Raw genomic sequence first — 26,516 nt, forward strand, 5'->3', positions numbered from 1 at the left:
GATGGGTCTCATGAGAGGAGCCCAGACGATGCCTGCCCCGAGAAAATACCCGCTGGAGTTGCGTGAGCGTGCGGTGCAGATGTACCGGACTGCCGAGCCGAAGCCTGTGATCCGTCGTATGGCCGAGGAGCTCGGCGTGCACCACGAGGCCCTGCGTAACTGGATCCGCCAGGCCGAGGCCGACGCCGGCGAGCGGGGCGACCTGCTCACCACCGCCGAGCGTGAGGAACTTGCCGCCCTGCGCAAGGAGAACGCCCAGCTCAAGCGGGCGAACGAGGTCCTGCGGACGGCCTCGGCTTTTTTCGCGGCCCAGCTCGACCCGACCCGGCCCAGGTGACCGCGCTCCTCGACGCGCACCCGCATCTGGGGGTCGAGCCCGTACTCCGGGAACTTTCCATCCCCTCCTCCACCTACTACCGGTGGCGCCAGGCCGAGACCGAGCCGTGCGAACGAAGCCGCCGGGACGCCGAGCTGACCAGCAGGATCCGCCAGGTCCACGCCGAGTCCGGCGGGATCTACGGCTCACCCCGCGTGCACGCCGTCCTCAGGCGTGAGGGCGTCCACGTCGGCAGAAAGCGCGTCGAGCGGCTCATGCGCCAGGCCGGCCTGGCCGGGATTAGCCCCCGCCGGGGCAAGGGCTTCACCCGGCGCGACCCGGACGCCGATCTCGCCCCTGACCTGGTCGGGCGCGACTTCACCGCGAACGGGCCGAACCGGCTGTGGGTCACCGACCTGACCATGATCCCCACCGGGGAGGGGCCGCTGTGGCTGTCCGCGATCCGCGACGCGTTCTCCCGCCGGGTGGTCGCCTGGGAGACCTCCGCCCGCGCGGACGCCGACCTGGTCCTCACCTCGCTGGAATACGCCCTGGCCAACCGCGAAGTCGCCCCCGGCGAGCTCATCCACCACGCCGACCACGGCTGTCAATACACGTCCGTGAAGCTCACGACACGCCTGGTCAGGGCCGGTATCCAGGCGTCCATGGGCTCGGTCGGCGACTCGTTCGACAATGCCCTGGCGGAGAACCTGTGGATGGTCATCAAGACCGAGTGCATCCGCGGCCGCGTCTTCGCCACCAGGGCCGAAGCGAACCTCGCGCTCTTCGAGTACATCGACGGCTTCTACAACCCCCGCCGCATCCAGAAACGGCTGGGCTACCTCAGCCCGATCGAGTACGAGGAGAAGCACTACGCCAACCAGGCAGCAGCCGAACAAGTGAACCTGAAACCACGTCAACCCGCCCTGACCAGCTAGTCAGCCACTCCCGCACAGCGGGGGAACCTCACTTCGCCCAGTCGAGGAAGGGCTGCTGATGGTCACCGCCGGCTGGTGAAGCCCGCCTCGGCGTAGGGACGCACTGCCTCGACGAAGGTGCCGATGTCGTCACCGCACGGGATGGAATCCGCGATGTCGTCCGGGCGGTCGAACTGGGAGGCCCTGGCGAATCCGGCCGGCCCGGGCAGCTCTGCGTTGACTTTCCAGTTGCCGACCGACCAGCGGAACTGGTCGTGCGCCCGTGCGACCGCCGCATCCCGGTCGGTGTCGTAGCAGAGGGGCAGCGGACCATTTGGACCCCGACTGCGGTGTACAGGCCGACCGGCACACTGACCAGCCCGAAGGTGATCACACCCGTCCAGATCGCACGTGCCATGACCGCCTACTCCCATCCTGCCTGTCAGCCAGCGCACCAGGCGCAGCTGATCCTGCTGCGGCACGACCTCGTCCTCGATCGAGCAGACCTTGCGGAGGCTTTCCCCGCGGTCGAGACCGGGGGCAGGGCGCGGCCGGGCCACCGCCCGTAGTTCGATCCTGGTGCGGGACGGTGGTGATCGCATCACAAAGACGTGGGCCGGGGAGGCGAGCACGGCGTGGTTCCCGCGCGCGTGGCGCGCGTTTTGGGTCCCGGGGTGTGTTGTCTGTCAGCCGCCCGGCGGCTGCACGGTCGACTACGCCTTGGACCACATCATCGCTCGCCGCGACGGCCGCCGGCGGTGACTGCGGCCTCGTACTCCTTGTGGGAGGTGGGTCCGACCCAGCAACGCATCCCGTCGTAGGTCAGGATTTCCAGACGTCGCACGTTGTCCACCGTCTTGCCGTGCGCCTGCGCCGACGCGCCGCAGGAGTTGTTGCCGATCATCCCGCCCAGCGAGCAGTGGCTGTGGGTGGCGGGCTTCGGGCCGAACTTCAGCCGCTCCCGGGACAGTTGCCGGTTCAGTTCGTCCAGCACGATTCCGGGCTCGACCACGCAGGTCCTGCGGTCGGCATCCACGGACACCAGCCGGTGGCATTACTTCGTCCAGTCGACGACCACGGCGGCATTCGTGCACTGGCCGGCCAGGCTCGTTCCTCCGCCCCTGGACAGCACCGGTGCGCCGAACCGGGCACAGATCCGCACCGCGTCCGCCCCCGCCTCGACATCGCGGGGCACTACTACGGCGATCGGCACCTGCCGGTAGTTCGATCCGTCCGTGGAGTAGGCGCCCCGGCTGCCCGCGTCGAACCGCACCTCCCCCCGCACCCCTTCGCGCAGCGCCCGTTCCAGGCCGACGATGTCGACGGTTGTTGCGGCGGGGGAGCCGCGTTCTGGACCGGGGGAGTACGAGAAGGGCTGGGGCTTCATGGCTGTTCCTCTTTCCGGTGGCCCGAAGAGGGGGCGGAGTACGGTCGTTCTGCCGTCCTTCCTGTTCCGCTCGGGGTTCACTGCCTCGTAGTGGTCACCCCCACTGCCTGCCGGCCAGTGGCGGGGTGTCCAGGCCCGCGCCACCTCGTACGCCACGCAGAAACGCCGACAACGCCTCCTGCGACGACCGGGACGGCTGCCACCCCAGCAGGTCGTGTGCCCGGGCGCAGTCGAGGACCGGCAGACGCAGCACCGCGTCGAAGAGATGCGGGGAGGCCGGCACCGCGTGCGCGCGCCATGCCGCCGACAGCGCCGTCCGGACCACGGCCGCCGGGACGCGTACCACCCGTGCGTCGAGCAGATCCGCGAGCTCCCGCGGGCCGAGGACCGGCTCCGCCGCCAGATTGAACGCACCCCGTACGTCTGTGAGCACGGCCGCCCGATAGGCCCGCGCCGCGTCATCCGTATGGAGGACCTGGAGCCGCAGCCCCGGCAGGTCCGGCACGAACGGGAGAAGGTCCGGGCGCAGCAGCGCGCCGGGGACGTAGCGGCCTGCGAAGATGCGGCGCTGCTCACTGGCGGCCTGTTCCTTGAACAGGAAACCGGGCCGCATCCTCACCACCCGGACTCCCGGGTGACGCAGCTCGAAGGAGTCCAGTACCCGCTCCAGGTAGGACTTCTCCCGGCAGTAGGCGGCATCCGGCCACCCATGGGTCGGCCACTCCTCGTCCACCCCCGGCACGTCCTTCGGGCCGGGGGAGTAGGCGCCCACCGAAGAGGCGTGCACCAGGGTCGGTACACCTGCGCGTGCCACGGCCTCGAAGACCCGCACGGACCCCAGGACGTTGCTTCGCCAGGTGACCACTGGATCGTGCGTGGGCTGGAATCGCCAGGCCAGGTGGATGACGGCGTCGACGTCGGCGAGATGCCGGTCCAGCGCGCCCGGGCTGTCCTCGCGGGAGAGGTCCACGGCCTCCCAACGCACCCCCGGTACGGATGCCTCCGGCCGCCGTCGCGCGAGGCCGAGAACGTCCGCCACGTCCGGGTCCTCCGAGAGGGCGTTGACGACACTGGTCCCCACATTGCCGGTGGCCCCCGTCACCACCACGCGCAAGCCCGCATGTGTGCTCATGGTCATTCCGCCTTTTCCGAAGGATCGTGCGGGAACAACGTTTGTGTCCTGCCGGCCCCCGGCCGGCCGGCCGGTCCGACCGCCGGCCGGGCTACGGATGCAGGAGGGTCTTGACCATTCCGTCCTGCTTGTCCTGGAACATCGCGTACGCCTTAGGGGCGTCCGACAGCGGAAGATGATGGGTGGCGAATCCGTCCACTCCGAGCACGTCCTCGTCGTCGAGCAGCGGAAGGATCTCTGGCACCCAGTGCCGGACGTTGGCCTGGCCCATACGCACCTGGATCTGCTTGTCGAACAGGGTCAGCAGGGGCAGTGGATCCGCCGCCCCTCCGTAGACGCCGGAGATCGAGATGGTTCCGCCGCGGCGCACCACGTCGATCGCGGTGTACAGGGCGGACAGACGGTCCACACCCGCGTGCTCCATGAGCCTGCGGGCGACCATGTCGGGCAGCAGACCGGTGGCCCACTGCGCGGTCTTCGCGAACGGCGCGCCGTGGGCCTCCATCCCGACCGCGTCGATGACGGCGTCGGTTCCCCGGCCGTGGGTGATCTCCCGGATCGCGTCCGGCAGCTCCTTGCCGCACCGGTTCACGTCGAAGATCTGAACGCCCCGCGCGGCCGCCCTGGCGAGGCGTTCGGGCACCAGGTCGACGCCGATCACGAGTTCGGCGCCGAGGTGCCGGGCGACCCTGGTCGCCATGTCCCCGATGGGCCCGAGCCCCAGCACCGTGACACTGCCCCCCGGAGGAATGGACGCGTACCGAACCGCCTGCCAAGCAGTGGGCAGCACGTCGGACAGGTAGACATAGCGGTCGTCGGGCGGCCCATGCGGAACCGGGATCGGCAGCGTGTTCCCGAACGGCACGCGCAGCAGTTCCGCCTGCCCGCCGGGCACCTGCCCGTACAACTTCGTATACCCGAACAACGCGGCTCCGGTCCCCTGCTCGCGGACCTGCGTGGTCTCGCACTGGGAGTGCAGCCCCCTTTCACACATGAAGCAGGTGCCGCAGGAGACGTTGAACGGGACCACGACACGGTCACCCACCCGCACCGCCGTGACGTCGCGGCCCGCCTCCTCCACCACCCCCATCGGTTCATGGCCGAGGACATCGCCCTGCTCCAGGTACGGTCCGAGCACCTCGTACAAGTGCAGGTCGGAACCACATATTCCGGTGGACGTGATGCGTACGACGATGTCGGTGGGGCCCTCGATGTGTGGATCCGGGACGTCCTCCACTCGCACGTCCCGACGTCCCTGCCAGGTGAGTGCACGCATGGTGTCTCTCCTCACTGCGGTACCTCTGGATCGCGGGACGGCTGCTCCCGGCAGGTCGCCCTCCGCCCCGCCGTCGCTAGGAGCCCGGTCACCGGTGCCTCTGCATCACACCCGCTGCCTCCCGCACGGTCACGCTCCCAGGCCCAACCACGTGCTTCGCCGGTACGGGCCGACCTATCCAGCCAATCAGTGACTGGCCCATCTCGCCTCTCATGGCGAGGACGCACACGCCGGGCGGCGTAGCCGGGTCGAGGCCTCGCGCCAACCCAGCCAGTGGTGATGGCCTCCGCCGACCACTTCGTGGAGGCAGCCGCCTCGCCCTGCCACCGCGCACCGTGGGACAGGCCGAGCCTGGCTTGAGACGGTGGAATCCATTGAATGTGAGGCGCCGGGTCCCCAAAGAGACGGCGTCCCGAGGCGAGCAGGGAGCCATCATGGCTGACAGCGCAAAGGGACTCCACGAGAGCGCCCTCGACTACCTGCCCAGCGGGGGTGGCCTGCCCGCTCTGCGCCGTGCGGCGGCCGATTGCCGAGGGTGTGCGTTGTACGCGCACGCCACGCAGACGGTCTTCGGTCTCGGTCCGGCCGACGCGCGCACGGTTCTGGTCGGGGAGCAGCCGGGCGACCAGGAGGACCGCCAGGGCAAACCGTTCGTCGGCCCGGCGGGCGGGCTGCTGCGCAAGGCACTGGCCGAAGCCGGGATCGATGAGAACCAGGTCTACTTCACCAACGCCGTCAAGCACTTCAAGTTCGCGCCCCTTACGGATACCCGGAAGAAGCGGATCCACAAGACACCGAATCTTCGGGAGATTACAGCCTGCCGCCCTTGGCTGGCCGCCGAACTGCGCCGGATCGATCCAGAACTCGTTGTGGCACTGGGCGCGACCGCGGGCAAGGCCCTGTTCGGCAGCTCCTTCAGGGTCTCCGAGGCGCGCGGCGCGCTGCTGCCGCTGCCGGACCTGTCCAAGTGGGACATCCCCCCGGAGCAGGATGCCGTCCAGGAGGCCGAGGAGAACGGCCACCGGTTCCTCGCCACGGTGCATCCCTCGGCCGTGCTGCGGGCGAAGAACCGGGCCGACGCGTACCAAGGTCTTCTTTCGGATCTGCGGATGGCCGCACGTTTCCTCGCCTGAGGCCTCGATTTGCGACGCGGGCCCGGTCTGCTGAGCGTAAGACGCCGGCTACCGAGAGGTGCGGCCCTTGCGCGGGGCACTCCCCTCGTTGTTGCACGAGGCGCCGCCGCCATGCGTCAGAGGAGGGGGATACCGCCGGTCGCGTTCACGACCTCGCCCATGATGTAGGAGGCGTTCGGCGATGCCAGAAAGACGCCGCGTCCCCGCCGGGGCCGCCGCACCCCTGTCCGTCCCGAGCAGGGCACCGCCATCTGGGCCCGGAACCGTGCTCGGCTCGTGCGGGCCTTTTACGCGCGGCTGGGCCGCCTCACGGAACCTCTCCGGCCGCCCCTGTGCCCACGTAGTCGACGGCTCGTCACCTGGACGCGGTGCGCGTGGGAAGGGTGACGGGGACGCGATCGCGGACAAGAACTCTCCGATCACGCCCAGGTGGAACAACACCTCAAGGACCTGGAGGGCATGACTGCGGACAGCCCGCAGTTCGACCCTCTGGTGGCGCAGCTGAAGCTCGAAGTGAGCGACGTGCGCGACGAGAAGGCCGGTTGTTCCCTCTTGCTCGTGGCGGCCTGCACCCCCGAGGCGTTGGACGAACTGGGCGACAAAGTACGCACAGCGAAGAAGGCGGCCCCGACCCGCCCGCACCCCTCCGCCCCGGACACCCCGCCCGGCAACAAGCTGCTGGGGCCCGGTGTCGGGCTGGTCGACCGGGCCCGCGACCTGCTGACCGGCCGCGGCAAGAGCTGAACCCCCCAGCTATCGGCGCCGCTGTTCTGGTCCGGCAGCCAGCCGGCCGAGCCCCGACCCGAGGGAAAGCCCACTGATCCTTTCGTGGCCGGTGGCGGGTGCGCTGATGAGTAGCACGAGCCCTCCCCGGTCCAGCGGAGGCCCGTCCTCCCGCCCCGCGTTGTCGCCGGCAGGTCGGGGCTCAAACCGCCACGCGCTGCGGCGAGGGGCCGCCGCGGCGGCGGCACGTTCAGGCTGACTGGGTCTGCCCCGGCGTCGCGTGGCGTCCCGCAGACGGCGAAGAACCCTTTGAATGGCGGCCCAGGTCCGCCTCGGGGATGGTGGAGCGAGGACAACACCCCAACCGTCCGGCCGGAAGGTCCGTATTTCACCGAAGCGGGGGCCGGACACATGGAAGCACCTGCGGCCGAGCACCGAAGAAGAAGCGGTCGCCACGCTGAATCCGTATCAAGAATGCGCCGAAACAGGCGGCAACGGTCGGTGGGGCCCTTTCGCTGGGCCATTGATCTGAACCTGCGTTTCGGTGGAGCATCGGCCCGGAAAATCGTCTTGTATGGCGCAATTCGGATACACGATGATGACCGAACAGGCGGGGCCGCGCGCACTCGTCGACGACGTGGTCGCGGCGGAGCGGGCGGGATTCGACTTCTCCGTGACCTCGGACCACTACTTTCCCTGGCTGGATTCCCAGGGGCACGCCCCGTACGCCTGGAGCGTCCTGGGGGCGGCGGCACAGGCCACGTCGACCATTCCGCTGATGACCTACGTGACCTGCCCGACGACCCGATACCACCCCGTCGTCGTGGCACAGAAGGCGGCGACGCTGCAACTGCTCTCAGAAGGACGCTTCCGGCTCGGACTCGGATCCGGGGAGAACCTCAACGAGCACGTGACTGGTGCGGGCTGGCCGGCCGCGGACGTGCGGCTGGAGATGCTCGAAGAAGCGGTGGAGATCATCGGAGCGCTCTTCGACGGCGGTTATGTCAATCATCACGGCCCCCACTTCGACGTGGACAATGCCAAACTGTGGGACCTTCCCGACACGCGCGTGCCCATCGGCATCGCGGTCTCGGGACGGCGGTCCTGCGAGCTGGCGGGCCGTCTGGCCGATCTCGTCATCGCCACGGAAGCCAAGAAGGAGCTACTGGCTGGTTTCGACCGTCACGGGGGTGTCGGGAAGCCCCGAATCGGCCAGCTGCCGGTCTGTTACGACCAGGACCGGGACGCGGCAGTCGGACGTGCCCACGATCAGTTCCGCTGGTCGCTCGGCGGCTGGAAGGTGAATTCCGAACTGCCGGGTACGACCGCGTTCAGTCAGGCCACCCGGTTCGTCCGGCCCGAGGACATCGCGAAGTCCGTTCCGTGCGGCGACGACGTCGCGGAGTTCGTCGACGCCGTGCGCGCCTACACCGAGGCGGGCTTCACGGAGATCGCGCTCGTCCAGATCGGAGGTGCGCAGCAGCAGCCGTTCCTCCGCTGGGCGCAGAAGACGCTCCTGCCGGCCCTGCGCGAACTCTGAGCGGCCCCGACCTCCTTGCCCTACGTGACCGGCCTCAGGACTGTGAAGGACACATCATGGCTCGAACTGCTGTATTCGATGTGGACGGGACGCTCGTGGACACCAACTACCTGCATGTCGTGGCATGGTGGGAGGCGTTCCGCCAGACCGGCCACACAGTGCCGATGGCAGCAGTGCACAAGGCCATCGGCCTCGGCTCGGACGATCTGATCGAGCACCTTCTCGGGGCGGACCGGGACCGTGAACAGGATGAACGGATCAGCGGGGCGCACACGACGCTGTACGCCACCTGCTTCGAACGACTGTCCGCGCTGACCGGCGCGGCCGAGCTTCTGCGCACTCTGGCGGGAAGGGGCTGGACGGTTGTCCTTGCGACATCCGCGTCCGACCACGAACTCGGAGCGCTGCGCCGGGCACTCGACGCCGACGATGTCATCGCGGACATTGCGGGGGCGGACGACGTGGAGGAGGGAAAGCCGGCTCCTGAGCCGATCCGGCAAGCGATGGAGATCGCCGGAGGGACCCCGGATGAGACCGTCTATGTAGGCGATTCCGTCTGGGACATGCAGGCGGCGACCAGGGCCACCGTGGCTGCTGTGGCTCTCCTCTCCGGCGGAATTCCCCGGGCGGACCTCGAAGAGGCTGGAGCGGGCGAGACCTATTCCGGCCCGGCCGATCTTCTCGCCCACCTCGACGACAGCGTGTTCGCGCGGATCGGGGCCGCGGGCTGAACAGCGAGGGATTACGGGCTGACTGTGCCAGGTGCACGGGCCGACCGTCGGACCCAGTACGGCGGACATTCCGGCCTCCAGCTCGGAGACACACGCTCCGGGCCACTTCAACCACGCGCGGGCTTTCTCCCGGAGCCTCTGTCTGCCTCCCCGGGCAGCTCACTCGAAGTGTTTTCGCCCTCCTGCACCAGAAAGCCGCACACCATGGACCATTCACAGCCCCAGTCCTCGACACACTGACGGCATACCAGTCGCAGGAGCAACGACCTTTCACTCCCCCCGGCCCCAAGCAGGGCCGGAGGGCCGACCCGAGGGAAGCCGTTCTGGGGGGACACACTCTTCAGTGCGGATGTACTGGCGGTGTCCAGTCTGGACGACCGGACCATGTCCCGGGAAATCCTGGAGCGGGCAGAAAAGCTGATGGCCGACGCTGTGGGCGCCGAGTTCTTCTCCACCTGTGGCAGTTCGCTGTCGGTGAAGGCTGACATGCTCTCCGTCGCCGGGCCGCACTGATGGTCAGGCGCGATGCTCACCATTCAGTCGTCTCTTGCTTTGCGGGCATCCGCCCCGTGTGGATCGATCCCCAGTGGGCCCCCACGGAAAACGTCACGCTGCTTCGTACCAGTGCGCCCGCCCGCCGCGCCATTCGATCCAGTGCGGGTCGTCCACGAGTTCCCAGGCATCATCGAGCCCGGCACGCCTCAGAAATTCGACGAGGTCGCTGTCATTACGGGCGAGCCCGACGACCTTCCCCTTGATAGCGACCCTCCGCCCGCCAGAGCGGGACAGGCCGTGGACAACTATCGGGACGCTCATCCTTCCAGGGTGCGCCGGGCTGCAGCTCACAGCACCCCGAGCTCAGTGTCCGGCCGGCAGTGCGCGTACGCCCGGACCCCTCGGCGAGAGCGGTGAGCGCCTACTCGCGACTGACCGGTTGGCGACGTTCCCGATGGCGTAGCAGTCCCCGGCGTGCACCTCTATTGGGCGGTGACCTTGCCCGATCCTGAGCTCCACCACTCAGCCCGGGGTGGGCGGCCGTCGCTCCTCGCCCTGCTGCCGCTCAGCCTCGCGGCGCTCCTCGTCGGCGATCCAGCGGTCGCTGGGCGAGCTGCTGCTCCTGCACTCTCTCAATTCTGTGGAATCAGATTCGTCAAGCGGGTAGTCAGTGAGCGTGATCAACGAGGCTGTCGAACAGCGGTGGCGACAGGAACTCCGTCCATGGCCACGGAGCCGTGTCGGGGCTGGGCGCCAGGTCAGATGCACCTGCGCGCCGACCTCGACTTTCAGGTGCGCCTCCAGTGCGCTCCTGGGCCCCGAGTCGGTGATCCGTGGCCAGGGCTCGGGCGAGGGCAGCTTGCGCGCCTTGAGGTCGCCGGCCCTGGTGGTCCTCGCTGGATCTGCCAGTTCCTCGCGGCGCGGTGCGGATCGGCCGGGACCACTACACGGATGAGCTGTTGGTGGCGTGGCTTCGTTTTGTGGAAAGAACCGGCGCGCATGTTTGTGCGGCGGCCCCTGGCGATCAGTCGATGCCATGCCGGGAGCCGTCTGCGTCGTCACTGCGTTCGGCGTGGCTGCCGGGGATGGCGTCTGGGCGGGTGGTTGCGGGCCCGGTGCCCTTGATCTCGGTCCAGTTCGCGGAGTGAGGCCCGGACGCCAGTTGGGTGTGGGTGACCTCGGCGGGCCAGCGGGTCCGGGAGTTGAGGATCAGGGTGACGGCGCCTTTCAGCAGGAGTGCTTCGCCGCCGGGTGCGGTCAACCGGGCCGTCCACGGCCGGTCCGCGTCTGCCGGGCTGGGCTCCTGGACGACGGCGGCGACGGTGACCTCGGCCCACACGCGGACCAGAGTCCCGTCCGTACGTTCCACTGTGGCCAGCCCCTCGTAGGGGTTCATACACCCCAGTCTGCGCCGGCGCCGGTCGCGCAGCGGTCGGAGTGACCGCTTACGACCTGGGGGAGCAATTGGGCTCGACGTCGCGGCTGCCGTGTTGGACGACGTTCCTTCTGCTGAGCCCTATTGCTTCTTGGGTTGCGACCCCGTCCGCACGACGACCTGCTGATCACCCGACAGCCAAACCCCCAGGCCAGCTCGTACCGATCTCAATTGTCCCCGTGATCGTTAGCCTGCCCTGACGACCGTCAGCAGGCCCGCAGCCGCATCACCCACCGCCTCTCGGTGAGCGCCCTGCGTGTTCGCCGTGATGCCCCAGTGGCGGGCGGGGCATTGGAGGCGTATGGGTGGAGTGGATGCGGCGGCCCGGTCAGGGATACGCGCGGGGTGCGGGAATCGCCACCCGGGCTACCCGCGGGGCGCTGGTCGAGTGGGATTTGGACGGCGATTTCGGGGGTGGCGCTCAGCGCCTGCTGCCGTGCCCGCGTTGTGATCTACGGGCCGCGGAGAGACCACGCCAATGTCCGAACCGAAGTCCATCGGAAAGGAAGTGTGTGATGACTACGGCGCGAGACATCATGACGCCGGACGCCGAGTGCATAGGGGCGAACGAATCCGCGCTCCTGGCCGCCCACAAGATGGCCGAACTGGGCGTGGGCGCTCTGCCTATCTGCGGAGCGGACGAACGCCTCAAGGGCGTACTCACCGACCGCGACATCGTAGTGAAGGTGCTTGCGGCGGACAAGGACCCCGCCGAGGTCAAGGCGGGCGAGCTGGCGCAGGGTGAGGCCGTCACGATTGGCGCGGACGACGATGCGTCGGAGATTCTCCGGACGATGAGCGAACACAAGGTGCGCCGACTGCCGGTCATAGACGGACACGTGCTGGTCGGAATGGTCGCCCAGGCCGATGTCGCCCGGGCACTGCCCGATCCAGCTGTCGGCGACCTCCTCGAAGCACTGTCCGCCGCCTGACCAATTCTGGGCTGTGCGCCAATCGAGGAGGCATTGTGACAACACCACCGCCGGGACCACCCGGCCCGCACCCCGAGCCCGTCCCTCCGTCGCCTGGCCCTGTGCCGAGCCCGCCGGACCCGGTACCAGGACCAATGCCCTCTCCACCGGACCCTGTTCCCCCGCCGCCACACCCGCCCACCGGACCCAAGCCCGTTGACGGGAGGAGGAACGGCACCTGACCCGCGAAGGCGATCACGAAATCCGAAGTCGCCAGCAAGTTTCCCCGCGGCCGCCTACTAGGGATACCTCGTCGCCCTTCAACACGCGGAGACTGCGGCCGGGACCGGTCTGGTTTGCGCGTGGCGCCTTCATTCGCCGCGGCCGGTGATGAAGTCGCGGACACGATCGACCAGGCCCAGCCCAGGCGAAAGGATCTTGCTGGCCAGTGGGGAACTCGGAGCGCCGGGGTGAGGGCGAGAGGGAGCAGTTTCCTTCGCCATACGGACCTCCTGCCCCAGGAGGTCCAGAACTTCTGGTCCGCAAGCTGCGCGGAGCTGAACGAACAGATTGCTCTCCTCGTCCTGGACGTGGGCGCGGACCTCGGTGCGGAGTTTGACGAACAGGTGGATGAGCTCGGGGTCGTCTGCAGCCATCCCTTCAAGGTCTTTGAGAAGCTGCTCGACTCGGCTGTGGTCGTCGATTTCCTTGTCGGCCAGCGCATCTCCGCCTGGGACGTGCGCTCGCACCGCTGGATACAGGTGCTGTTCCTCTGCGACTGCGTGCCGTACCAGTTCAATGGTCAGTTGGTCGAGGAGCCGTCTGCGTTCTGAGCCTCGTGCCGGAACGGCTTCGATCCGGTCGAAAAGCTCGTCCACTTCACGGTGGTCGGCCGTCAGCTCTTCGATGACATCGCCGCCATGTCCCATGATGCATACCGCCTTTCAGTCCAGATACGCGGCCGAATCCCGATGCGCGAAATACGCATTCCCGGGCCCGCGAAACAGATATCCGCCCATGTGCCGGCCCTTTTGGGGTCGTACGGGGGCGTCATCCTCGCCCTCGCCATCGGCTGGCCCACCCAAGAGAAGACCTGCTCGGTGGTCCGTGCGAGGTCAATGACCGAGCGCTTTGCGCAGCTCCTCTTTGTTCATCGTCGAGCGGCCCTCGACGTGCTTCTTCTTCGCCTCTTCGTACAGCTGGTCCTTGGTGGGCCCCTGCGCTCCACGATGGGACCGCTCACCACCACGCTGCGAGGCAGACTTCGGATCACGTGTGGACGTTTTGCTCGCGGACTTCGCCTCGCCTGAGCGCGCCCGCTCCTTGTTCACCGTGCGTGCTGCGATCTCCTTCGCACGCCCCTCGGAAGCACCCCGCTTTTCTGCGCTCTCCTTGATGTGCTCGTACTGCCGCTCCCGCTTACGACTCGATCCCGCTGGCATCACACACACTCCATTCCTCGTATTTCCCCTACTGCGGCAGAGCCCGCGAGGCGGCTCTTGCGGCATCCGTTACGGGGCCACCGCATCCACTCCACGCATACGCCCCCCACGCCCCCCACGCCACCCGGAACAGCACATGGACCGGCGGTGGGGGCAAAACGACGCCCGGCAAGCGGCACGGGATTACGGGACTGCTGCAAGGAACCCCGCTGGCTCCGGGTCATGTCCCCTGGTGTGCCGCGCGCGTGCCGCCCTTGCGCGGCCGCAGTTCGTGCGTGCCCTGCTGCCAGTCGTTGAAGTCGTCCACGACGCTGACCGGTCCGGGCGGGGTATCCGCCGGCAGGACGAAAGTGATCTCCGTGTGCTTGCCGTCTTTGCGGCGCTTGCGTGTTCGAGCATGGGAAGGCTCCTGCCGGTCGGGAAAGTCGGCCACATCCTCGTGCCGAAGCCGGAGGCCCCACGACGACACGGAAGACACGGCGGAGAGTCACCCGGACGGCGGAACGAAAGCAGGATGCTCGAGATAGGCGCATGGCATCCCGTGAAACCGGGTCTCCAGCGCGAGGAGAGAGGGGAAGACTGAAGTGGAGGGGAAAGTCGAACGAGGAGGGATGAGGTCATGGACAGCAGTGGTCGGACTCCCCGTGTAGTGGTGGGCGTCGACGGATCCCCGGCGTCGTACGAGGCGCTCCGGTGGGCGGTGCGGTACGCACGTCTCATCGCGGCGACGGTGGACGCCGTGGCGGCCTACGAGCTGCCCGGCGCGGTCGGCTGGTCGGCTCCGGCGGTGGACGCCGAGTTTGACGAAGCGCAGAGCAGACAGGCCATGACCGAGGAGATCCAGAAGGTGCTGCTCCAGGTCGGCGAGGTACCGATGGAAGAGCATCTGGTGCGGGGCGGAGCCGCGCAAGCGTTGATCGCGGCGTCGGTCGGCGCCCAGCTGCTGGTCGTGGGCAGCAGGGGCCTGGGAGGGTTCGCCAGCCTGCTGCTGGGCTCGGTCAGCCAGCAATGCGCTGCGCACGCGTCTTGCCCGGTTGTGATCGTTCGCCCGGACGTGACGGGTGACGATGAAACCACCGACCGTGGCTAACCGGCACCGCCACCTGTCTCCTGATCTGCAACTGGACGCAACCATGACGAATCCGAAGACTGGTCTGCCTACCACCCATTTCCCCCGGGATCCCGCGGATCCGCATCCGGCGCCTCCCACGCGCCCGTGGCCCGGCGATCCCCAGGCGCCCCGACCGGCACCCACGCCCGCCCCGGCCCCGGAGCCCGATCCCCCGCCGTCCCCGCCTCTGCGGGACAGCCGTGAGCGGACTGCGGCCATGGGCACGCCGCCGAACGATCCCGTTCCGCCCAGCCCGACGCCGGCGCCGGGCCCGGGCCCCGGTCCGCACCCTGGGCCTCTGCCGGGCCCGGTGCCAGCGCCGGGCGGGCCGGATCCGGTGCCCCCGGCACCGCCGCAGCCCGAGCCCGATCCCCAGCCGCCGCCCGCACCGCGGCCCGAGCCGCACCCTGAGCCCGGGCCCCTTCCCGGGCCTGTACCGGCGCCAGAACCCGTCGCCTGAGGGCGATGTCGGAGGTGACCATGACCGCCAGGAAGGGTCTCGGCGAGTATCGGCGGCGGCGTGACTTCTCGAAGACCACGGAGCCCAAGGGCAGCGGCGCCGGTACCGCCCGTGAGTCGGACGTGCGGCCCTCGTTCGTGGTGCAGATCCACGACGCGACCGCTCTGCACTTCGACTTCCGGCTGGAGGTGGACGGCGTATTGAAGTCTTGGGCAGTGCCGAAGGGCCCGTCCAGCGATCCGCACGACAAGCGGTTGGCCATGCCCACCGAGGATCATCCGCTCGAATACCGGGAGTTTGAGGGCGTCATCGCCGACGGCGAGTACGGCGCGGGCAGCGTGATCATCTGGGACGAGGGCACCTACATCACGGGGCTACTCGTCTGCGAGACGGGCGAGGTGCGCGTCGCTGGGCGTCTCCCACGGCACCCCGGTCTCGGGAAACCGTTCGCGGCGATGTCCAGCACCACGGCTCAGCACGCCAGCCCGACAGTTCCTTGTTCAGCCATTCCTCGACGGTCCGCCGCCAAGGGTCGGCAGAGTCACTGATCAGCCAAGGGGGCGCCGCGCCTGCGCTCTCCACCGCGGGGAATACTGGTCGTCTGCCGTGGTGAGCGACATGATCAGGGGCGCCAAGGCGTGTCCGAGGAGAGTAGCGGCGGCGATGCCGCCGAGGGTGATCCCCCAGGAGGTATGGAACCGGCACCGAAGGGTGCAGCGTGCGCATGGGCAGGTGCAGACCGGCGGCGTCGCGCAAAACGGGTTTCCTCCGCCTGAACACGGGCCGCGCTGCTCGTCATCTCACCAGCACCGGGGTGCCAAACACCCTGACTACACGGACAAATCCCGATGGGGCCGAGGGGGGTGCAGCCAAAGAATTGGCTGACGCTCGCGCTGGCCGCCATCGGCGGTGCGGAAGCGGGTGAGGGAGTAGCCGCCGTGCAGCTTGCGGCCGTAGCCAGAAGCTTGGGTGGGCCACGGCCGGCGACGCTCCGGCAGCCAACCGGCGGCGCCGGGATGGCCGCTGTCCCCGCGCGGGAGTGTGAACCCGGGCCTAGCGTGGGAACGCGCAGCAAGGGACGCGACGCTTCGAACGGCGGAGGAACGCATGGTCGTACGGCACCGGTTGATCAGGAAGCCCCCCGAGGACGTCTGGGGGGTCCTGTCCGACGCCGAACAGTACGGGGACTGGGTAGTCGGCACGTCACAGGTCGAGCTGGACGAAGGAAGGTGGCCCGAGCTGGGGGCGGCCCTCCGATACGAGATCAACATCGGGCCGCTGACCCTGCACAACCGGACCGTCGTGCGCCGCAGCGAGCCGACCGCCGTCCTCGAACTGGAGGCGGACAGCGGGCCGCTGGGGACCGTGAGGATCGCGATGGAACTGCGGCCCTGGGGCGAGCACACACTGCTTGTCTTCGACGAGCACCCTTTGCGCGGTGCGGGGGGCGCCCTGCACAACGGGCTCCTGGACGCGGTGCAGCAAATGCGGCACCGCGCGATGCTCGGCCGTCTCGCCCGGCTGTGCGAGGGGGCCGAAAGCTCGGCCCGTCCCACTCCCGAGCAGCCGCGACCGCGCAAGGCCTGAACCGGCACCGAGACCTGGACACAGCCGCGCCATCGGGCGCGGCAGCACCCACCGAGCCGGGAGCAAGTCATGCCGGACGCTGTAGTGATCGGGGCGGGCCCCAATGGGCTGGTCGCGGCGAACCTCCTGGCCGACGCTGGCTGGAGTGTGGAGGTCCTGGAGGCCCAGGACGAGCCCGGAGGAGCGGTCCGGCATGATCGGGGGGTCGACCCCGAGTTCGCCAGCGACCTTTTCAGTGCTTTCTATCCCATGGCCACGGCCTCCCCGGTCCTGGCCGGCCTGAATCTGGAGCGTGAGGGGCTGACCTGGAGCCACGCCCCGAAGGTACTCGCCCACCCCTTGCGAGACGGTCGCTGTGCAGTTCTCAGCCGTGACCCGGAGGAGACGGCCGCAAGTCTGGAGGCGTTCGCCCCTGGAGACGGGGCTGCGTGGAAGGAACTGCGAGAGGTCTGGGAGACGCTGCGGCCCGACATTCTCGACGCCCTGTTCACGCCGTTCCCTCCTGTCCGCGCCGGGGCCCGGCTTGCGCTGCGGCTGCGTGCGGCGGGCGGCCTGCGCCTGGCCCGAACGATGGTGCTGCCGGTGCGGCGTCTGGGCGAGGAGGAGTTCCGCGGCGAGGGCGGCAGGCTCCTGCTCGCGGGCAACGCCCTGCACGCGGACCTCGCACCGGAGGCGGCGGGCAGCGGCGGCTTCGGCTGGCTCATGTCCATGCTCGGCCAGACCTACGGCTTCCCCGTTCCCACCGGCGGCGCCGGGGCGCTCACCGCCGCTCTCGTCCGCCGCCTGGCGCGCCGCGGCGGGAAAATCCGCTGCGGGGAACAGGTCACCGAGGTCGTCGTCCGCGGAGGACGGGCCGTCGGCGTCCGCACCACAGGCGGCGAGGCGGTAGCAGCTCGCAGGGCGGTCCTGGCCGATGTGTCCGCGCCCGCTCTCTACGGTTCCTTGGTGGCCGAACGGCACCTCTCCCGGCGGCTGCTCGCCGACCTGAAGCGCTTCCAGTGGGACTTCGCCACGTTCAAAGTCGACTGGGCACTGAACGGACAGGTGCCCTGGACCTGCCCCGAGGCCGCGCAGGCGGGAACCGTCCACCTCGCAGAGGGCGTGGACGGCCTCACTCGCTTTGCCGCGCAGATCGCCATGGGCCGCGTCCCCGACGAGCCCTTCGCTCTCTTCGGACAGATGACCACCGCCGACCCCAGCCGCTCGCCCCAGGGCACCGAGTCCGCCTGGGCCTACACGCACGTACCGCACCGGGTGCGGGGCGATGCCGGCGACGACGGGCTGACCGGCTCCTGGGACGCCCGGGAGCAGGAGACGATGGCGGACCGCGTCGAGGCGCAGGTCGAGCGCTATGCCCCCGGTTTCCGCGGCCTCATCAGAGCCCGACGCATCCTTGCCCCGCCCACGCTGGAGAGCATGGACGCCAACCTCCACGGAGGCGCCATCAACGGTGGCACCACGGCCATGTACCAGCAGCTGGTCTTCCGCCCCACACCCGGCACCGGCCGTGCGGAGACACCCGTCCGGGGGCTCTACCTCGCCTCGGCCTCCGCGCACCCGGGCGGGGGAGTTCATGGCGCCCCTGGAGCCAACGCCGCACGGGCCGCCCTGCGCCGGCAGCGCACCGGCGCCCTGTCTCACCTCCAGAGCCGGCTGACCCCCCGCGACCGCAAAGGGCCGCTCTGATGGCACATTCCGCGTCAACCGGGCCCTCGTCCCGTCTACGGCCAGGTCCCATGGGTGGGGGACACTACAGCGCTCCCAGGCCCAAGAGCCGCACCTGAACACCCGCCGCGCCGCCAGGAGCATGAGGCCGCCCACGCCCTGGAGCAGCAGCACCGGCGCGAGGAACTGGCCCGGCTGGACATGGTCTGGGCGTGGCCTCCTGCCAGGCCGACGTCGAGCCTCGCACGGTGGTCGACGGCTACCGGCCCACGGAGTGCAGTCTGTGCCCGGACTGTGAACGCACCCGCCGCAAAGAGGTGCAGAAGATCGTCGCTGCTGAAGACATGGCCAGCACAAATGGCATCCTTGCCCGCCTGAAGGCCCGTGCCGACGAGAGATAACGGTACGCAGAGGGTCACGCAAGGAAATGCGCCGCCCATCCAGCCTCAGGCAACGAGCGCCAGCCTCTGCCGCGAGCTGCGGTTGACCGGGGGCCCGCGCGGTGGTGACGTCCGGCGGCACACCGCATGTTCGCTGCTTATGGCCCGTCGGTATATCGGTGCTTCTGGAGTGCCAGGAGATGTTCGGCGAGTCCGGCGAGCTCTGCTGCCGCGGCGTAGATCTGGGCGACGAGCGGTGTGACCACGACCGCTGCCTGGTCGGCCGTGTAGAGGCCGGTTCCCGACCCTATTCCGTGCTCATTGAGCGGCTCGACAGCGTCGTGTGCGGGCTGGGGGAGGGGGCGCCGCTGTTCCACTCGCCGTCTCTTCTCGTGTTCACGGTTGCAGGATGAGGATCAACGATCAGGCGGCCGGACTCGGCATCGGCCATCCGGTCGACAGCTGACGCAGCGCAGAAGCCGGCACGAGCGCCGACTGCGCCGCGGTCTTCGCGGACACGGGCGAAGGACGAACTCGCTGAGCAGCGCCGTGAGGCAGGAACAGCTCGCCCAGGCCCGCAAGACCTGTCACGACGGCCGATCAGCGGCTTCGCAGGCAGCGCGCCGAACAAGCGGACGCGGGCTGGTCAGCGTGCCGGTCGGCCTGTACACCGCGGTCGGGGACCACACGGTCCACTTCCATCAGCTGCAGCGTGGCAGTGCCGACCGGGTCCGCAACCGGCGGGACAACGAACGTACCGGCAAGGAAGTGCCGGCCGAGGACATCGTCAAGGGCTTCGAGGTGGCCGAAGGCGAGTACGTCGTTGCCGAGCCGGACGAACTGGACGAGATCGCGCCTGGGCGCTCCCAGGCCATCGACATCAGCGACTTCGTCGACCTGGGCGACGTCGATCCGGTCTACTTCGACCGCACATACTACATCGCCCCTCGCGGCAAGGAGTACACCAAGGTCTATGAGCTGCTGCGGGCGGCGCTGGCGGAGGCGGGCAAGGCCGGCATCGCCACATTCGTGATGCGCGGCAAGCAGTACCTGACCGTGCTGCGTGCCGAGGACACGCTCCTGGTGCTGCAGACGCTCCACTGGGCGGACGAGGTCCGCGATCCCGGCCAGGAGCTACCCGAACTGCCCTCCGGCCGTGCCAGCAAGGGCAAGGAGCGGGACATAGCGATGCAGCTGATCGACGCTCTGGGCGCGCCGTGGGATCCGGCCCGGTATCACGACACCTATCAGGAGAAGGTGCGGGAGCTGGTGTGGGCAAAGGCCGAGGGCGAGGAGATCGCAGCGGCGGAGGAGGCACCGCAGGCCACCAACGTCGACGACCTGATGGAACTCCTGCAGGGCAGCCTCGACCAGGCCCAGGGCTCCCGGGAGGAGGAGCCGCTCGAGCCGCGGCAGAAGAAGATCGCCGCCCGCAAAGCGGGCCAGCCGCGAGCGAAGAGGAAGACCGCCACCAAGAAGGCCCCGTCGAAGGCAGCCCGTGCGTCGGCGACACCCCGCGGTCAGGGCGGAGGCAGGAGCGAGCTACGGCGGTTGAGCAAGACGGACTTGTACCAGCGGGCCACCGAGCAGGACATCGCGGGCCGCTCCAAGATGAGCCGGGACGAGCTCATCGACGCGCTCGCCCGGGACGGACACCGCCGTGTAAAGAGCGCTGCGTGACTACCAATCCGTCCGGTTTCGCGCAGGCGCCCCCGGTTCGGGCGTGGCAGACACCCTGGCAGAGCGGGTCGGCATGCGGCGCGCAACGGACGAGGCGCACGTGCGTGTCATGGAACTGCGCCAGCGATTGGGGCCACCGGCCACTGAGCCGCGGAGCGAGGCGCAAAACGACGACCTACGAGACGGCATGGCGCGCGTGGCGTGACCTCGAGCACGATCTGCAGGAAGCGATCACGCAGTACGCGAAGAATGAGGGCCTTGACCGCAACGACATCGAGCAGGCCGTGCGCAATGCCTAAGAAAATCTTCACTTCTGCAGGGTGGTGAGGTGGTCGGCGGCTTCCCCGCGCCATTCGATCAGGAAGAGGGTTGCGTCATCACTGGTGGACCCGCCGCGTTCCTGTTTGAGAGTTTGGGAGAGCTGGAGCGCCTCGGCCCGCATTCCTCCTTCCCGGTGTTCGAGTTGGTTGACGCAGCGGATGAGCCGTTGTTCGCCGAATGGTTGTCCGTGTGCGTCCCGTTCCTCGATCACCCCGTCGGTGTAGCACAGCACCCGGTCGCCCCGTTGGAGCTGGAGGTGGCTGACGGGGGGGCATGTACCGCCGAGGCCGACGGGCAGGGTGGTCGGGCCTTCCAGCTGGCGGATCACCTGCTTTTCCCGGATCAGTAGGGGTACGGGGTGGCCCGCGTTGACCCATTGGAACAGGCCGGTGGTGATGTCCAGGCGCATCATCTGTGCAGTGACGAAGTGGTCGGCTCCGAACTGTTCGGCGATGGCCTGGTCCATGTACCGGTACTTCTCCGCCAGGCCGACGCCGGCGCGTCTGGCATGCCGGTAGGCTCCGACGGCGACGGTCGCCATCGTCGCGGCGTCCAGGCCGTGGCCCATCGCGTCGATGACCGCCGCGTGCAGGATGTTGTCATTGAGGGCGAAGTCGAAGCTGTCGCCGGCGATGTCGTATGCGGGCTCGACCGCTCCGCCTACAGCGACCTGTGGCACGGACATGGTCAGCGGTGGCAGCAGGGACCACTGCATCTCCGCGGCCACACTCATCGGTTCGCGGCGGCGGGCCTGGAAGAACCGGTCGGTATAGGCATGCTTGGTGACCAGAATGTCCGCGACCAGACTCGCCAGACGGCGCAGCAGCCGCCGGTCGTCGTCATCGACGGCGTCCAGGGTCAGGCCCAGCACGCCCACCGCGTCGCTGCCGTCCAGCAACGGCTGATACATCCGCACGCCGTCCGCCTGCCAGACCTCGACTGGGGCGGCCCGCAAGAACGCCGTACCGGCCGGAGAGTCAGCGATCTCCTGGGGCTCGCCGACAAGGAGTCTCTGGCCCGGCAGTGGCACCAGCAGTTCGCGCCCGTAGTCCTGCAGGAGGATCGAGACGTCGCGGCCACCGATGCCGGCCACCTCCTCCGCGATCATCGGAGCGATCAACTGCGGCGGCATCGCATGCGCACGGTCCAGCAGCAGACCGAGGAGCCGCTCACCGAACCCCTCCGACCGGTCCACCACCTTTCTGCCAGGCCGCCGCTCACGTTCCTCCACAGCCGCAGCCGCCCCTTCTGGCCTGACCGGCCGCAATCGTTCACCTACATGAGGCATCGACCATCGCCCCAGAAATTCGCTCCCCTGATCATCGCCGCCGACAGCTGACTCACCGGCTGTGAGGGCTTCCACGGCCGGTGAATCACTCCATCAGTGCAAACGGGACCGGTATCGGGCTGAGGCTGTGTCAGTGAGGTTGCTGCAAGGGCGGCGCCCCGGCGCAGGCAAGGCGATGGGGCCTCGGGGCCCTCCCCCTGAGTGGTGGACACGCTGATACTGGATCTTCTTGATCCGGAGGAAGCGAGAAGACCGCCGATGGCGATGAAGGACTACTCGGACGAGTTCAAGGTCGATGCCGTGGCCCTGTACGAGTCCACACCCGGGGCGTTTTACAAGAGCATCGCTGCTGACCTGGGCGTCAACCGGGCGACCCTGCGTGAGTGGGTGCTGAGAGACCGCGAACGCCGTGGCATCACCGCCGAGACTGCGAAGCCGGGAGCCCAGCCTCGGGAGGCGGTGCCGTCCGCTGATCCGGACGAGCGGGTGCGGCAGTTGGAGGCCCGGGTGGCCGAGCTCGAGGCAAGTGAGCGCAAGCTCGCCACCGAGCGGGACATCCTTCGCAAGGCGGCCAAGTATTTCGCCGGAGAGACGAACTGGTGAGGAGCCGCTTCCAGTTCGTTGACGACCATCGGAACACCTACGAGGTGAAGCGGCTCTGCCAAGTCCTGGACGTGAACCGGTCCAGTACAAGTGGCGACGTCGCCGGCGGGACGGACGGGGACGCACGAAACCGCCCCCGTCTCAGCCATAGCCGTGGCTGGAGACAGGGGGCGGAGTGCTCAGGGCGAGTTCGGACCCAGCTTGACTCCGCCCCCTCCCGAGTGCGGGGGCGGAGTCGCCGTCCGGCCTCGGCCGGGGTGAGGGTTCGGTTCCGTGGACCGGACGACTCATCCACTCAACCAGCCCACATTCCCTTGACCAAACCCTACGTAGACCATCCGGCGGTACGGCGAGGTCCGCCGTTGTCTGCGGTCCAGGCCGCCGGGCATGAACGAACGATGGTGGTCTCGAAAGTGCTGCGGGCGCGGCTGAGGTTGGACAGCTTCTCGACCGGGCGAATAACCGGGCCTCCTGCTCTGGTGCCACATGGCTCTGGCTCGACGCGTGGAAGACGAACAAACCGCCCTGGTCGGAATTGGCCTGAGCGGCGCCTGACGGTGGGAAACTCGCGCGGCGGCAGCCCTCACCGCGCCGTGGGGCTGGTCATGCCGTGCCGCGGACAGCCGTACCGCGGACAACCGTGACGGGGCAGTGCGGCGCGTGGTGCAGCAGTGACTGGCTCACCTAACCCAAGAGCAGGCCGGCGAAACCGCCACGTCCCTGGCTCCCACGACCACGAGCTGGGCGGTCCGGCTCGCCTCGATCAATGTCTCGCGGGTTTCGCCGCTCAGCACTTCGTGTCTGACCGCGACATCCGGATTACCGTTCCCTGCGGCCAGCGAGTGCCTGGGCCAGCAGACGCTCCGCGCTCTCGGCCCCGTACCGGCCAGCAAGTAGTCCGGCAGCCACGCGTGCACTCCCACGATCTCAGCGCCGCGCAGCGCCGCCCCGGCGAAGGCGAATTCGACCGCCTAAAATGCGATCACGACGGACTGCCAGCAGTTGCTGCACTGGCTTGTGGCAGACACAGTTGAAGAGGAGCCCACGCGAGATGGGAGTGTGTCGCTGTCGTTTCGCTCCGGGCCTGGGGACGAGGGTGAACACAGTCTCCCGGCGATCGATGGCGCTACCGGTAGAACGAACGGCGGTTTCCGCCGGAGATGGTGACGGGGGCATGGCATCTCCGGCAGTTCTTCGTTTCTCGGTGATCGGCGAGCGGAGGAGCCATGCCGACCGGAACCCTCATAGCGATCATTGTCGCGGTAGTGGTCATCTTGCTGGTGTGCGCACTCGTGGCATGGCAGGTCGCGCGCAGACGCCATCTGAAGGAACAGTTCGGCCCAGAGTACGAGCGGCTCGTGGAGGAGAAACAGAGCCGGCCGGCCGCGGAACACGAACTGCGGGAGCGGGAACAGCGCCATGACGCTCTGGAGATCAAGCCGCTCTCGGCGGCGGACCGGGAGAAGTACGCCCAGGGCTGGAGTCAGGCGCAGGAGCGGTTCGTCGACCACCCCGACGACGCGGTCCACGAAGCCGACCGGCTCGTGACCGCGCTGATGAGCGAGCGCGGCTATCCGACCAAGGGGTTCGAGCAGCAGGCCAGCGATCTGTCGGTCGAGCACGGCCGCACTCTGCAGAGCTACCGCACCGCCCATGAGGTCAGCGACCGCAGCAGCCGTCATCAGGCGACCACGGAAGAGCTACGGGGCGCGATGGTCCACTACCGGGCTCTGTTCGACGAGCTGCTTCACAACGGTGGGCGGCCGCGGGAGTAACGGATGGAGGAAGAGCTATGGCGACGGAACATCGGGATCCTCGCGGGTCCGATGCAGGCAAACTGTCCACTGACGATCTACGCGGTGAGGGCGCCCCGGCTCCGGAAGCCCGCGAGGCCCCGACCGAAGTTCCACCGACCTTTCCGGGCGAAGCCACGACGGCTGACCCCAGCCGCCTTCCGGGCGGCGAGGACGGGACCCGGCACGCACCGGCGTCCGCCGCGGGGCCCGATGCGGCCGCCACAGGCGCAGACGGGGACGGGAATGAGCCTCTTCTCGGCGAGGAACAGGAGGCGTTCCGTAGCCGGTGGCAGCGCATCCAGGGCGACTTCGTGGATGACCCCCGCGAAGCGGTCAGCGCTGCCGACACCCTGGTCGCGGAAGTGATGCAGGCACTCGCCCGGACCTTCTCCGACCACAAGCAGGGGCTCGAAGGGCAGTGGCAGCGGGGCGAGGAAGTACCGACCGAGGAACTGCGTGTCGCTCTGCAACGCTACCGGTCGTTCTTCAACCGGCTGCTGAACACCTGAGCGGACTGCTGCCGGCGTACGGTCTCACCCCCCCCCAGTCGCGCAAGGATGAACGTACCCAGCTCTGGCCCACCGCGGCACTCACGGACGCAGCAGCCGACGACGTAAAACAGTCCGGTTCAGCGGAAGGCCGCGCGGAACAGGACTCGCCCCATGGTGAGCACCTCACCGCGCGGCCGACCCAACGTCCTGGCTACCGCAGACTCAACCACCGCTACGAACGCCACCCCCCAACTACTTGGCCTTCTCGGGCTCGCCACGCGACGGTCACGGGGCAGTTCGGTCGGTGAGGGTGTCCGTGAAGAAATGTGGGCCGGAACTGCCCGTTCTCGGCGGCGGGGAGGACGCGTCATCCCTCGACTCCGGTGGTTCCGTGAGGTGTTCCGACGGGTTTGGACTACGGGGACCAACGCTGGCGCAGGTATACGGAGAAGGTGGCCACTGTCATGGGCCGGTTCATCGTTCCTGCTCACTCGGTTGCGGCAAGGCGATGCCACACGACGACCCATGACAAGCGCCTGAGGGCCGCTGCTGGGAGAATGCGATTGTGCGAACTGTTGGTGTTGAAGAGGAACTGCTGCTCGTCGATACACCCAGCGGTGAGCCCCGGGCACTTTCGACGGCCGTGCTGGCCGTCGCCGAACGCCGCTCGGAGGGAGACTCGGTCTTCGAGCCGGAGCTTCATCACCAGCAACTGGAATTCGCCACCGAACCGTGCAGTGAGATGCGCGAGCTCGCGGACGAAATCCGCCGCTGGCGCACTGAGGCCGCAGAGAATGCGGCCCGGACCGGGGCAGCTGTGGTGGCCCTTGCAACGGCCCCTTTGCCGGTCAGTCCTTCGATCGGTCAGGGAGAGCGGTACAGTTGGCTGGCTGACAAGTTCGGTCAGACCGCACAGGAACAGCTGACGTGCGGATGCCACATACACGTTTCCGTGGCCTCTGACGAGGAGGGTGTCGGTGTGCTGGACCGGGTGCGCACATGGTTGCCAGTCCTGCTGGCACTGAGTGCCAATTCGCCTTTCTGGCAAGGCCGCGACACTAAGTACAGCAGTTACCGGAGCAGGGTCTGGGGGCGCTGGCCCTCCGCCGGACCGGTCGAGATCTTCGGTTCCGCAGAGCGCTACCACGAACAGGTCCAGGCACTCATCGACACCGGAGTCCTGCGTGACGAAGGAATGATCTATTTCGACGCGCGGCTTTCGCACCGGTACCCAACGATCGAGATCAGAGTGGCGGACGTGTGCCTGGACCCGGCCGACACCGTGCTGCTTGCTACGCTCGTCCGCGGCCTCGTCGAGACCGCGGCACGCGAGTGGCGTGCCGGCGATCCGCCGGACCCGGCGGGAGCGGGCATCCTGCGTATGGCAGCCTGGCAAGCCAGCCGGTCGGGACTGGAGGGGCAACTGCTCCACCCCCGCACCATGCGTCCCGAGCCCGCGGCCGATGTCGTCGGGGCCCTGCTCGCGCACGTTCGAAGTGCGCTGGAGGACAGTCACGACTTCGCTTCGGCTGAGAAGGGGCTCATGGACGTACTGGAGCGGGGGACCGGGGCACGGACCCAACGGGAACTGCTCGCTCGCACCGGAAGTCTTCGTGACGCAGTAGCCGAGTGCGTGTCCAGGACACGTGGCTGACCCTGGGGAGACCCGCCCCGCTCCCGCATCAGGTGGCCTGCA

26 protein-coding genes and 5 pseudogenes are annotated in these 26,516 nt (G+C 68.5%); 19 read left to right on the top strand and 12 right to left on the bottom strand.

All coding sequences use genetic code 11. From position 1 onward, the window contains the following. Positions 1-28: 28 nt before the first annotated feature. Together OG520_RS43140 and OG520_RS43145 are read left to right on the top strand one after the other, a co-directional pair. The gene (locus OG520_RS43140; RefSeq protein ID WP_329196993.1) at positions 29-337 is read left to right on the top strand and encodes a transposase; all 309 of its coding nucleotides are present in this window, start codon (positions 29-31) and stop codon (positions 335-337) included. After that, positions 334-1,254, top strand: a complete 921-nt coding sequence (locus OG520_RS43145; protein WP_331747561.1) for an IS3 family transposase — start codon at positions 334-336, stop codon at positions 1,252-1,254. The genes OG520_RS43140 and OG520_RS43145 overlap by 4 nt, the downstream gene beginning before the upstream one ends. Before the next feature lie 28 nt (positions 1,255-1,282). Here OG520_RS43145 and OG520_RS43150 read toward each other — a convergent pair. From OG520_RS43150 to OG520_RS43165, 4 genes and pseudogenes are all read right to left on the bottom strand, one after another. Further along, positions 1,283-1,565: pseudogene (locus tag OG520_RS43150) on the bottom strand (LLM class F420-dependent oxidoreductase); the annotation flags it as partial. A 404-nt stretch (positions 1,566-1,969) separates the two neighbouring features. Continuing rightward, positions 1,970-2,620, bottom strand: a pseudogene (locus tag OG520_RS43155) (FAD-binding oxidoreductase); the annotation flags it as partial. A 94-nt stretch (positions 2,621-2,714) separates the two neighbouring features. After that, complete coding sequence (locus OG520_RS43160) at positions 2,715-3,752, bottom strand: NAD-dependent epimerase/dehydratase family protein (RefSeq protein ID WP_331749120.1); 1,038 nt, start codon at positions 3,750-3,752, stop codon at positions 2,715-2,717. A 91-nt stretch (positions 3,753-3,843) separates the two neighbouring features. Next, positions 3,844-5,028: an alcohol dehydrogenase catalytic domain-containing protein gene (locus OG520_RS43165; RefSeq protein ID WP_331749123.1), complete on the bottom strand. Its 1,185-nt coding sequence runs from the start codon at positions 5,026-5,028 to the stop codon at positions 3,844-3,846. A 434-nt stretch (positions 5,029-5,462) separates the two neighbouring features. Here OG520_RS43165 and OG520_RS43170 point away from each other — a divergent pair, with 434 nt between their 5' ends. The 5 genes and pseudogenes from OG520_RS43170 to OG520_RS43190 form a co-directional block, all read left to right on the top strand. Next, the gene (locus OG520_RS43170) at positions 5,463-6,161 is read left to right on the top strand and encodes a UdgX family uracil-DNA binding protein (RefSeq protein ID WP_331749126.1); all 699 of its coding nucleotides are present in this window, start codon (positions 5,463-5,465) and stop codon (positions 6,159-6,161) included. 385 nt (positions 6,162-6,546) lie between these two features. Next, positions 6,547-6,905, top strand: a pseudogene (locus OG520_RS43175) (hemerythrin domain-containing protein); the annotation flags it as partial. Positions 6,906-7,458: 553 nt separating this feature from the next. Then, the gene (locus OG520_RS43180) at positions 7,459-8,424 is read left to right on the top strand and encodes an LLM class F420-dependent oxidoreductase (RefSeq protein WP_331749129.1); all 966 of its coding nucleotides are present in this window, start codon (positions 7,459-7,461) and stop codon (positions 8,422-8,424) included. A 56-nt stretch (positions 8,425-8,480) separates the two neighbouring features. Continuing rightward, positions 8,481-9,155, top strand: coding sequence for an HAD family hydrolase (locus OG520_RS43185; protein WP_331749132.1), 675 nt, complete (start codon positions 8,481-8,483; stop codon positions 9,153-9,155). A gap of 204 nt (positions 9,156-9,359) precedes the next feature. After that, positions 9,360-9,751: pseudogene (locus tag OG520_RS43190) on the top strand (ornithine decarboxylase); the annotation flags it as partial. A 10-nt stretch (positions 9,752-9,761) separates the two neighbouring features. On the opposite strand, the gene OG520_RS43195 reads toward OG520_RS43190, so the two are convergent. Both OG520_RS43195 and OG520_RS43200 read right to left on the bottom strand, forming a co-directional pair. Further along, a complete protein-coding gene (locus OG520_RS43195) occupies positions 9,762-9,971 on the bottom strand; it encodes a hypothetical protein (RefSeq protein ID WP_072488979.1) in 210 nt (69 codons plus the stop codon). 703 nt (positions 9,972-10,674) lie between these two features. Continuing rightward, positions 10,675-11,046: a hypothetical protein gene (locus OG520_RS43200; RefSeq protein WP_331749137.1), complete on the bottom strand. Its 372-nt coding sequence runs from the start codon at positions 11,044-11,046 to the stop codon at positions 10,675-10,677. A gap of 554 nt (positions 11,047-11,600) precedes the next feature. Here OG520_RS43200 and OG520_RS43205 point away from each other — a divergent pair. Further along, on the top strand, positions 11,601-12,017 hold the full coding sequence (locus OG520_RS43205; RefSeq protein ID WP_331749140.1) for a CBS domain-containing protein: 417 nt from the start codon (positions 11,601-11,603) through the stop codon (positions 12,015-12,017). 350 nt (positions 12,018-12,367) lie between these two features. On the opposite strand, the gene OG520_RS43210 is transcribed toward OG520_RS43205, so the two are convergent. From OG520_RS43210 to OG520_RS43220, 3 genes are all read right to left on the bottom strand, one after another. Continuing rightward, positions 12,368-12,925, bottom strand: a complete 558-nt coding sequence (locus tag OG520_RS43210) for a hemerythrin domain-containing protein (RefSeq protein WP_331749143.1) — start codon at positions 12,923-12,925, stop codon at positions 12,368-12,370. A 186-nt stretch (positions 12,926-13,111) separates the two neighbouring features. Then, positions 13,112-13,438, bottom strand: a complete 327-nt coding sequence (locus tag OG520_RS43215; protein WP_329449489.1) for a plasmid stabilization protein — start codon at positions 13,436-13,438, stop codon at positions 13,112-13,114. Between the two features lie 220 nt (positions 13,439-13,658). Beyond that, complete coding sequence (locus OG520_RS43220) at positions 13,659-13,871, bottom strand: hypothetical protein (RefSeq protein WP_331749648.1); 213 nt, start codon at positions 13,869-13,871, stop codon at positions 13,659-13,661. A gap of 186 nt (positions 13,872-14,057) precedes the next feature. Here OG520_RS43220 and OG520_RS43225 point away from each other — a divergent pair, with 186 nt between their 5' ends. The 5 genes from OG520_RS43225 to OG520_RS43245 all read left to right on the top strand — a co-directional run bounded on the left by OG520_RS43225 (position 14,058) and on the right by OG520_RS43245 (position 18,662). Further along, positions 14,058-14,528 carry a universal stress protein gene (locus OG520_RS43225; RefSeq protein ID WP_331749146.1) on the top strand — a complete coding sequence of 157 codons (471 nt, stop codon included), beginning with the start codon at positions 14,058-14,060 and terminating at the stop codon, positions 14,526-14,528. A gap of 501 nt (positions 14,529-15,029) precedes the next feature. Continuing rightward, on the top strand, positions 15,030-15,557 hold the full coding sequence (locus OG520_RS43230; RefSeq protein WP_331749149.1) for a DNA polymerase ligase N-terminal domain-containing protein: 528 nt from the start codon (positions 15,030-15,032) through the stop codon (positions 15,555-15,557). A 559-nt stretch (positions 15,558-16,116) separates the two neighbouring features. After that, entirely contained in the window at positions 16,117-16,596 is a 480-nt protein-coding gene (locus tag OG520_RS43235; protein ID WP_331749151.1) for an SRPBCC family protein, read from the top strand. Positions 16,597-16,665: 69 nt separating this feature from the next. After that, a complete protein-coding gene (locus tag OG520_RS43240; RefSeq protein ID WP_331749155.1) occupies positions 16,666-18,282 on the top strand; it encodes an NAD(P)/FAD-dependent oxidoreductase in 1,617 nt (538 codons plus the stop codon). Positions 18,283-18,473: 191 nt separating this feature from the next. Next, a complete protein-coding gene (locus OG520_RS43245) occupies positions 18,474-18,662 on the top strand; it encodes a hypothetical protein (RefSeq protein ID WP_331749157.1) in 189 nt (62 codons plus the stop codon). Positions 18,663-18,799: 137 nt separating this feature from the next. Here the strand turns inward: OG520_RS43245 and OG520_RS43250 are convergent, their stop codons facing one another. After that, on the bottom strand, positions 18,800-19,018 hold the full coding sequence (locus OG520_RS43250; protein ID WP_331749159.1) for a hypothetical protein: 219 nt from the start codon (positions 19,016-19,018) through the stop codon (positions 18,800-18,802). A gap of 265 nt (positions 19,019-19,283) precedes the next feature. Here OG520_RS43250 and OG520_RS43255 point away from each other — a divergent pair, with 265 nt between their 5' ends. Both OG520_RS43255 and OG520_RS43260 read left to right on the top strand, forming a co-directional pair. Beyond that, the gene (locus OG520_RS43255; protein ID WP_331749597.1) at positions 19,284-20,321 is read left to right on the top strand and encodes a Ku protein; all 1,038 of its coding nucleotides are present in this window, start codon (positions 19,284-19,286) and stop codon (positions 20,319-20,321) included. Next, on the top strand, positions 20,318-20,620 hold the full coding sequence (locus OG520_RS43260) for a hypothetical protein (protein ID WP_406016769.1): 303 nt from the start codon (positions 20,318-20,320) through the stop codon (positions 20,618-20,620). The genes OG520_RS43255 and OG520_RS43260 overlap by 4 nt, the downstream gene beginning before the upstream one ends. 8 nt (positions 20,621-20,628) lie before the next feature. Here the strand turns inward: OG520_RS43260 and OG520_RS43265 are convergent, their stop codons facing one another. Beyond that, positions 20,629-21,873, bottom strand: a complete 1,245-nt coding sequence (locus OG520_RS43265) for a PP2C family protein-serine/threonine phosphatase (RefSeq protein ID WP_331749166.1) — start codon at positions 21,871-21,873, stop codon at positions 20,629-20,631. Positions 21,874-22,134: 261 nt separating this feature from the next. Here OG520_RS43265 and OG520_RS43270 point away from each other — a divergent pair, with 261 nt between their 5' ends. Continuing rightward, positions 22,135-22,533 carry a transposase gene (locus OG520_RS43270; protein ID WP_406016770.1) on the top strand — a complete coding sequence of 133 codons (399 nt, stop codon included), beginning with the start codon at positions 22,135-22,137 and terminating at the stop codon, positions 22,531-22,533. Positions 22,534-23,136: 603 nt separating this feature from the next. Here OG520_RS43270 and OG520_RS43275 read toward each other — a convergent pair. After that, positions 23,137-23,504 (bottom strand): annotated as a pseudogene (locus OG520_RS43275) (universal stress protein); the annotation flags it as partial. A 255-nt stretch (positions 23,505-23,759) separates the two neighbouring features. Here OG520_RS43275 and OG520_RS43280 point away from each other — a divergent pair. From OG520_RS43280 to OG520_RS43290, 3 genes are all read left to right on the top strand, one after another. Continuing rightward, positions 23,760-24,308: a hypothetical protein gene (locus tag OG520_RS43280; RefSeq protein WP_331749172.1), complete on the top strand. Its 549-nt coding sequence runs from the start codon at positions 23,760-23,762 to the stop codon at positions 24,306-24,308. Between the two features lie 332 nt (positions 24,309-24,640). After that, positions 24,641-24,838, top strand: a complete 198-nt coding sequence (locus OG520_RS43285; protein ID WP_362453520.1) for a hypothetical protein — start codon at positions 24,641-24,643, stop codon at positions 24,836-24,838. Between the two features lie 544 nt (positions 24,839-25,382). Further along, a complete protein-coding gene (locus tag OG520_RS43290) occupies positions 25,383-26,474 on the top strand; it encodes a glutamate--cysteine ligase (RefSeq protein WP_331749600.1) in 1,092 nt (363 codons plus the stop codon). The last annotated feature ends 42 nt before the right edge of the window (positions 26,475-26,516 follow it).

The sequence above is a fragment of the Streptomyces sp. NBC_00984 genome, from assembly GCF_045162475.1.
GTDB lineage: Bacteria > Actinomycetota > Actinomycetes > Streptomycetales > Streptomycetaceae > Streptomyces.

Excerpts from the sequence above, each read along its gene's own strand:
- OG520_RS43165 (WP_331749123.1), bottom strand. The coding sequence starts at position 5,028 with ATGCGTGCACTCACCTGGCAGGGACGTCGGGACGTGCGAGTGGAGGAC.
- OG520_RS43160 (WP_331749120.1), bottom strand. The coding sequence starts at position 3,752 with ATGAGCACACATGCGGGCTTGCGCGTGGTGGTGACGGGGGCCACCGGC.
- OG520_RS43200 (WP_331749137.1), bottom strand. The coding sequence starts at position 11,046 with ATGAACCCCTACGAGGGGCTGGCCACAGTGGAACGTACGGACGGGACT.
- OG520_RS43230 (WP_331749149.1), top strand. The coding sequence starts at position 15,030 with ATGACCGCCAGGAAGGGTCTCGGCGAGTATCGGCGGCGGCGTGACTTC.
- OG520_RS43215 (WP_329449489.1), bottom strand. The coding sequence starts at position 13,438 with ATGCCAGCGGGATCGAGTCGTAAGCGGGAGCGGCAGTACGAGCACATC.
- OG520_RS43170 (WP_331749126.1), top strand. The coding sequence starts at position 5,463 with ATGGCTGACAGCGCAAAGGGACTCCACGAGAGCGCCCTCGACTACCTG.
- OG520_RS43185 (WP_331749132.1), top strand. The coding sequence starts at position 8,481 with ATGGCTCGAACTGCTGTATTCGATGTGGACGGGACGCTCGTGGACACC.
- OG520_RS43210 (WP_331749143.1), bottom strand. The coding sequence starts at position 12,925 with ATGGGACATGGCGGCGATGTCATCGAAGAGCTGACGGCCGACCACCGT.
- OG520_RS43195 (WP_072488979.1), bottom strand. The coding sequence starts at position 9,971 with ATGAGCGTCCCGATAGTTGTCCACGGCCTGTCCCGCTCTGGCGGGCGG.
- OG520_RS43225 (WP_331749146.1), top strand. The coding sequence starts at position 14,058 with ATGGACAGCAGTGGTCGGACTCCCCGTGTAGTGGTGGGCGTCGACGGA.
- OG520_RS43235 (WP_331749151.1), top strand. The coding sequence starts at position 16,117 with ATGGTCGTACGGCACCGGTTGATCAGGAAGCCCCCCGAGGACGTCTGG.
- OG520_RS43240 (WP_331749155.1), top strand. The coding sequence starts at position 16,666 with ATGCCGGACGCTGTAGTGATCGGGGCGGGCCCCAATGGGCTGGTCGCG.
- OG520_RS43140 (WP_329196993.1), top strand. The coding sequence starts at position 29 with ATGCCTGCCCCGAGAAAATACCCGCTGGAGTTGCGTGAGCGTGCGGTG.
- OG520_RS43180 (WP_331749129.1), top strand. The coding sequence starts at position 7,459 with ATGGCGCAATTCGGATACACGATGATGACCGAACAGGCGGGGCCGCGC.
- OG520_RS43205 (WP_331749140.1), top strand. The coding sequence starts at position 11,601 with ATGACTACGGCGCGAGACATCATGACGCCGGACGCCGAGTGCATAGGG.
- OG520_RS43280 (WP_331749172.1), top strand. The coding sequence starts at position 23,760 with ATGCCGACCGGAACCCTCATAGCGATCATTGTCGCGGTAGTGGTCATC.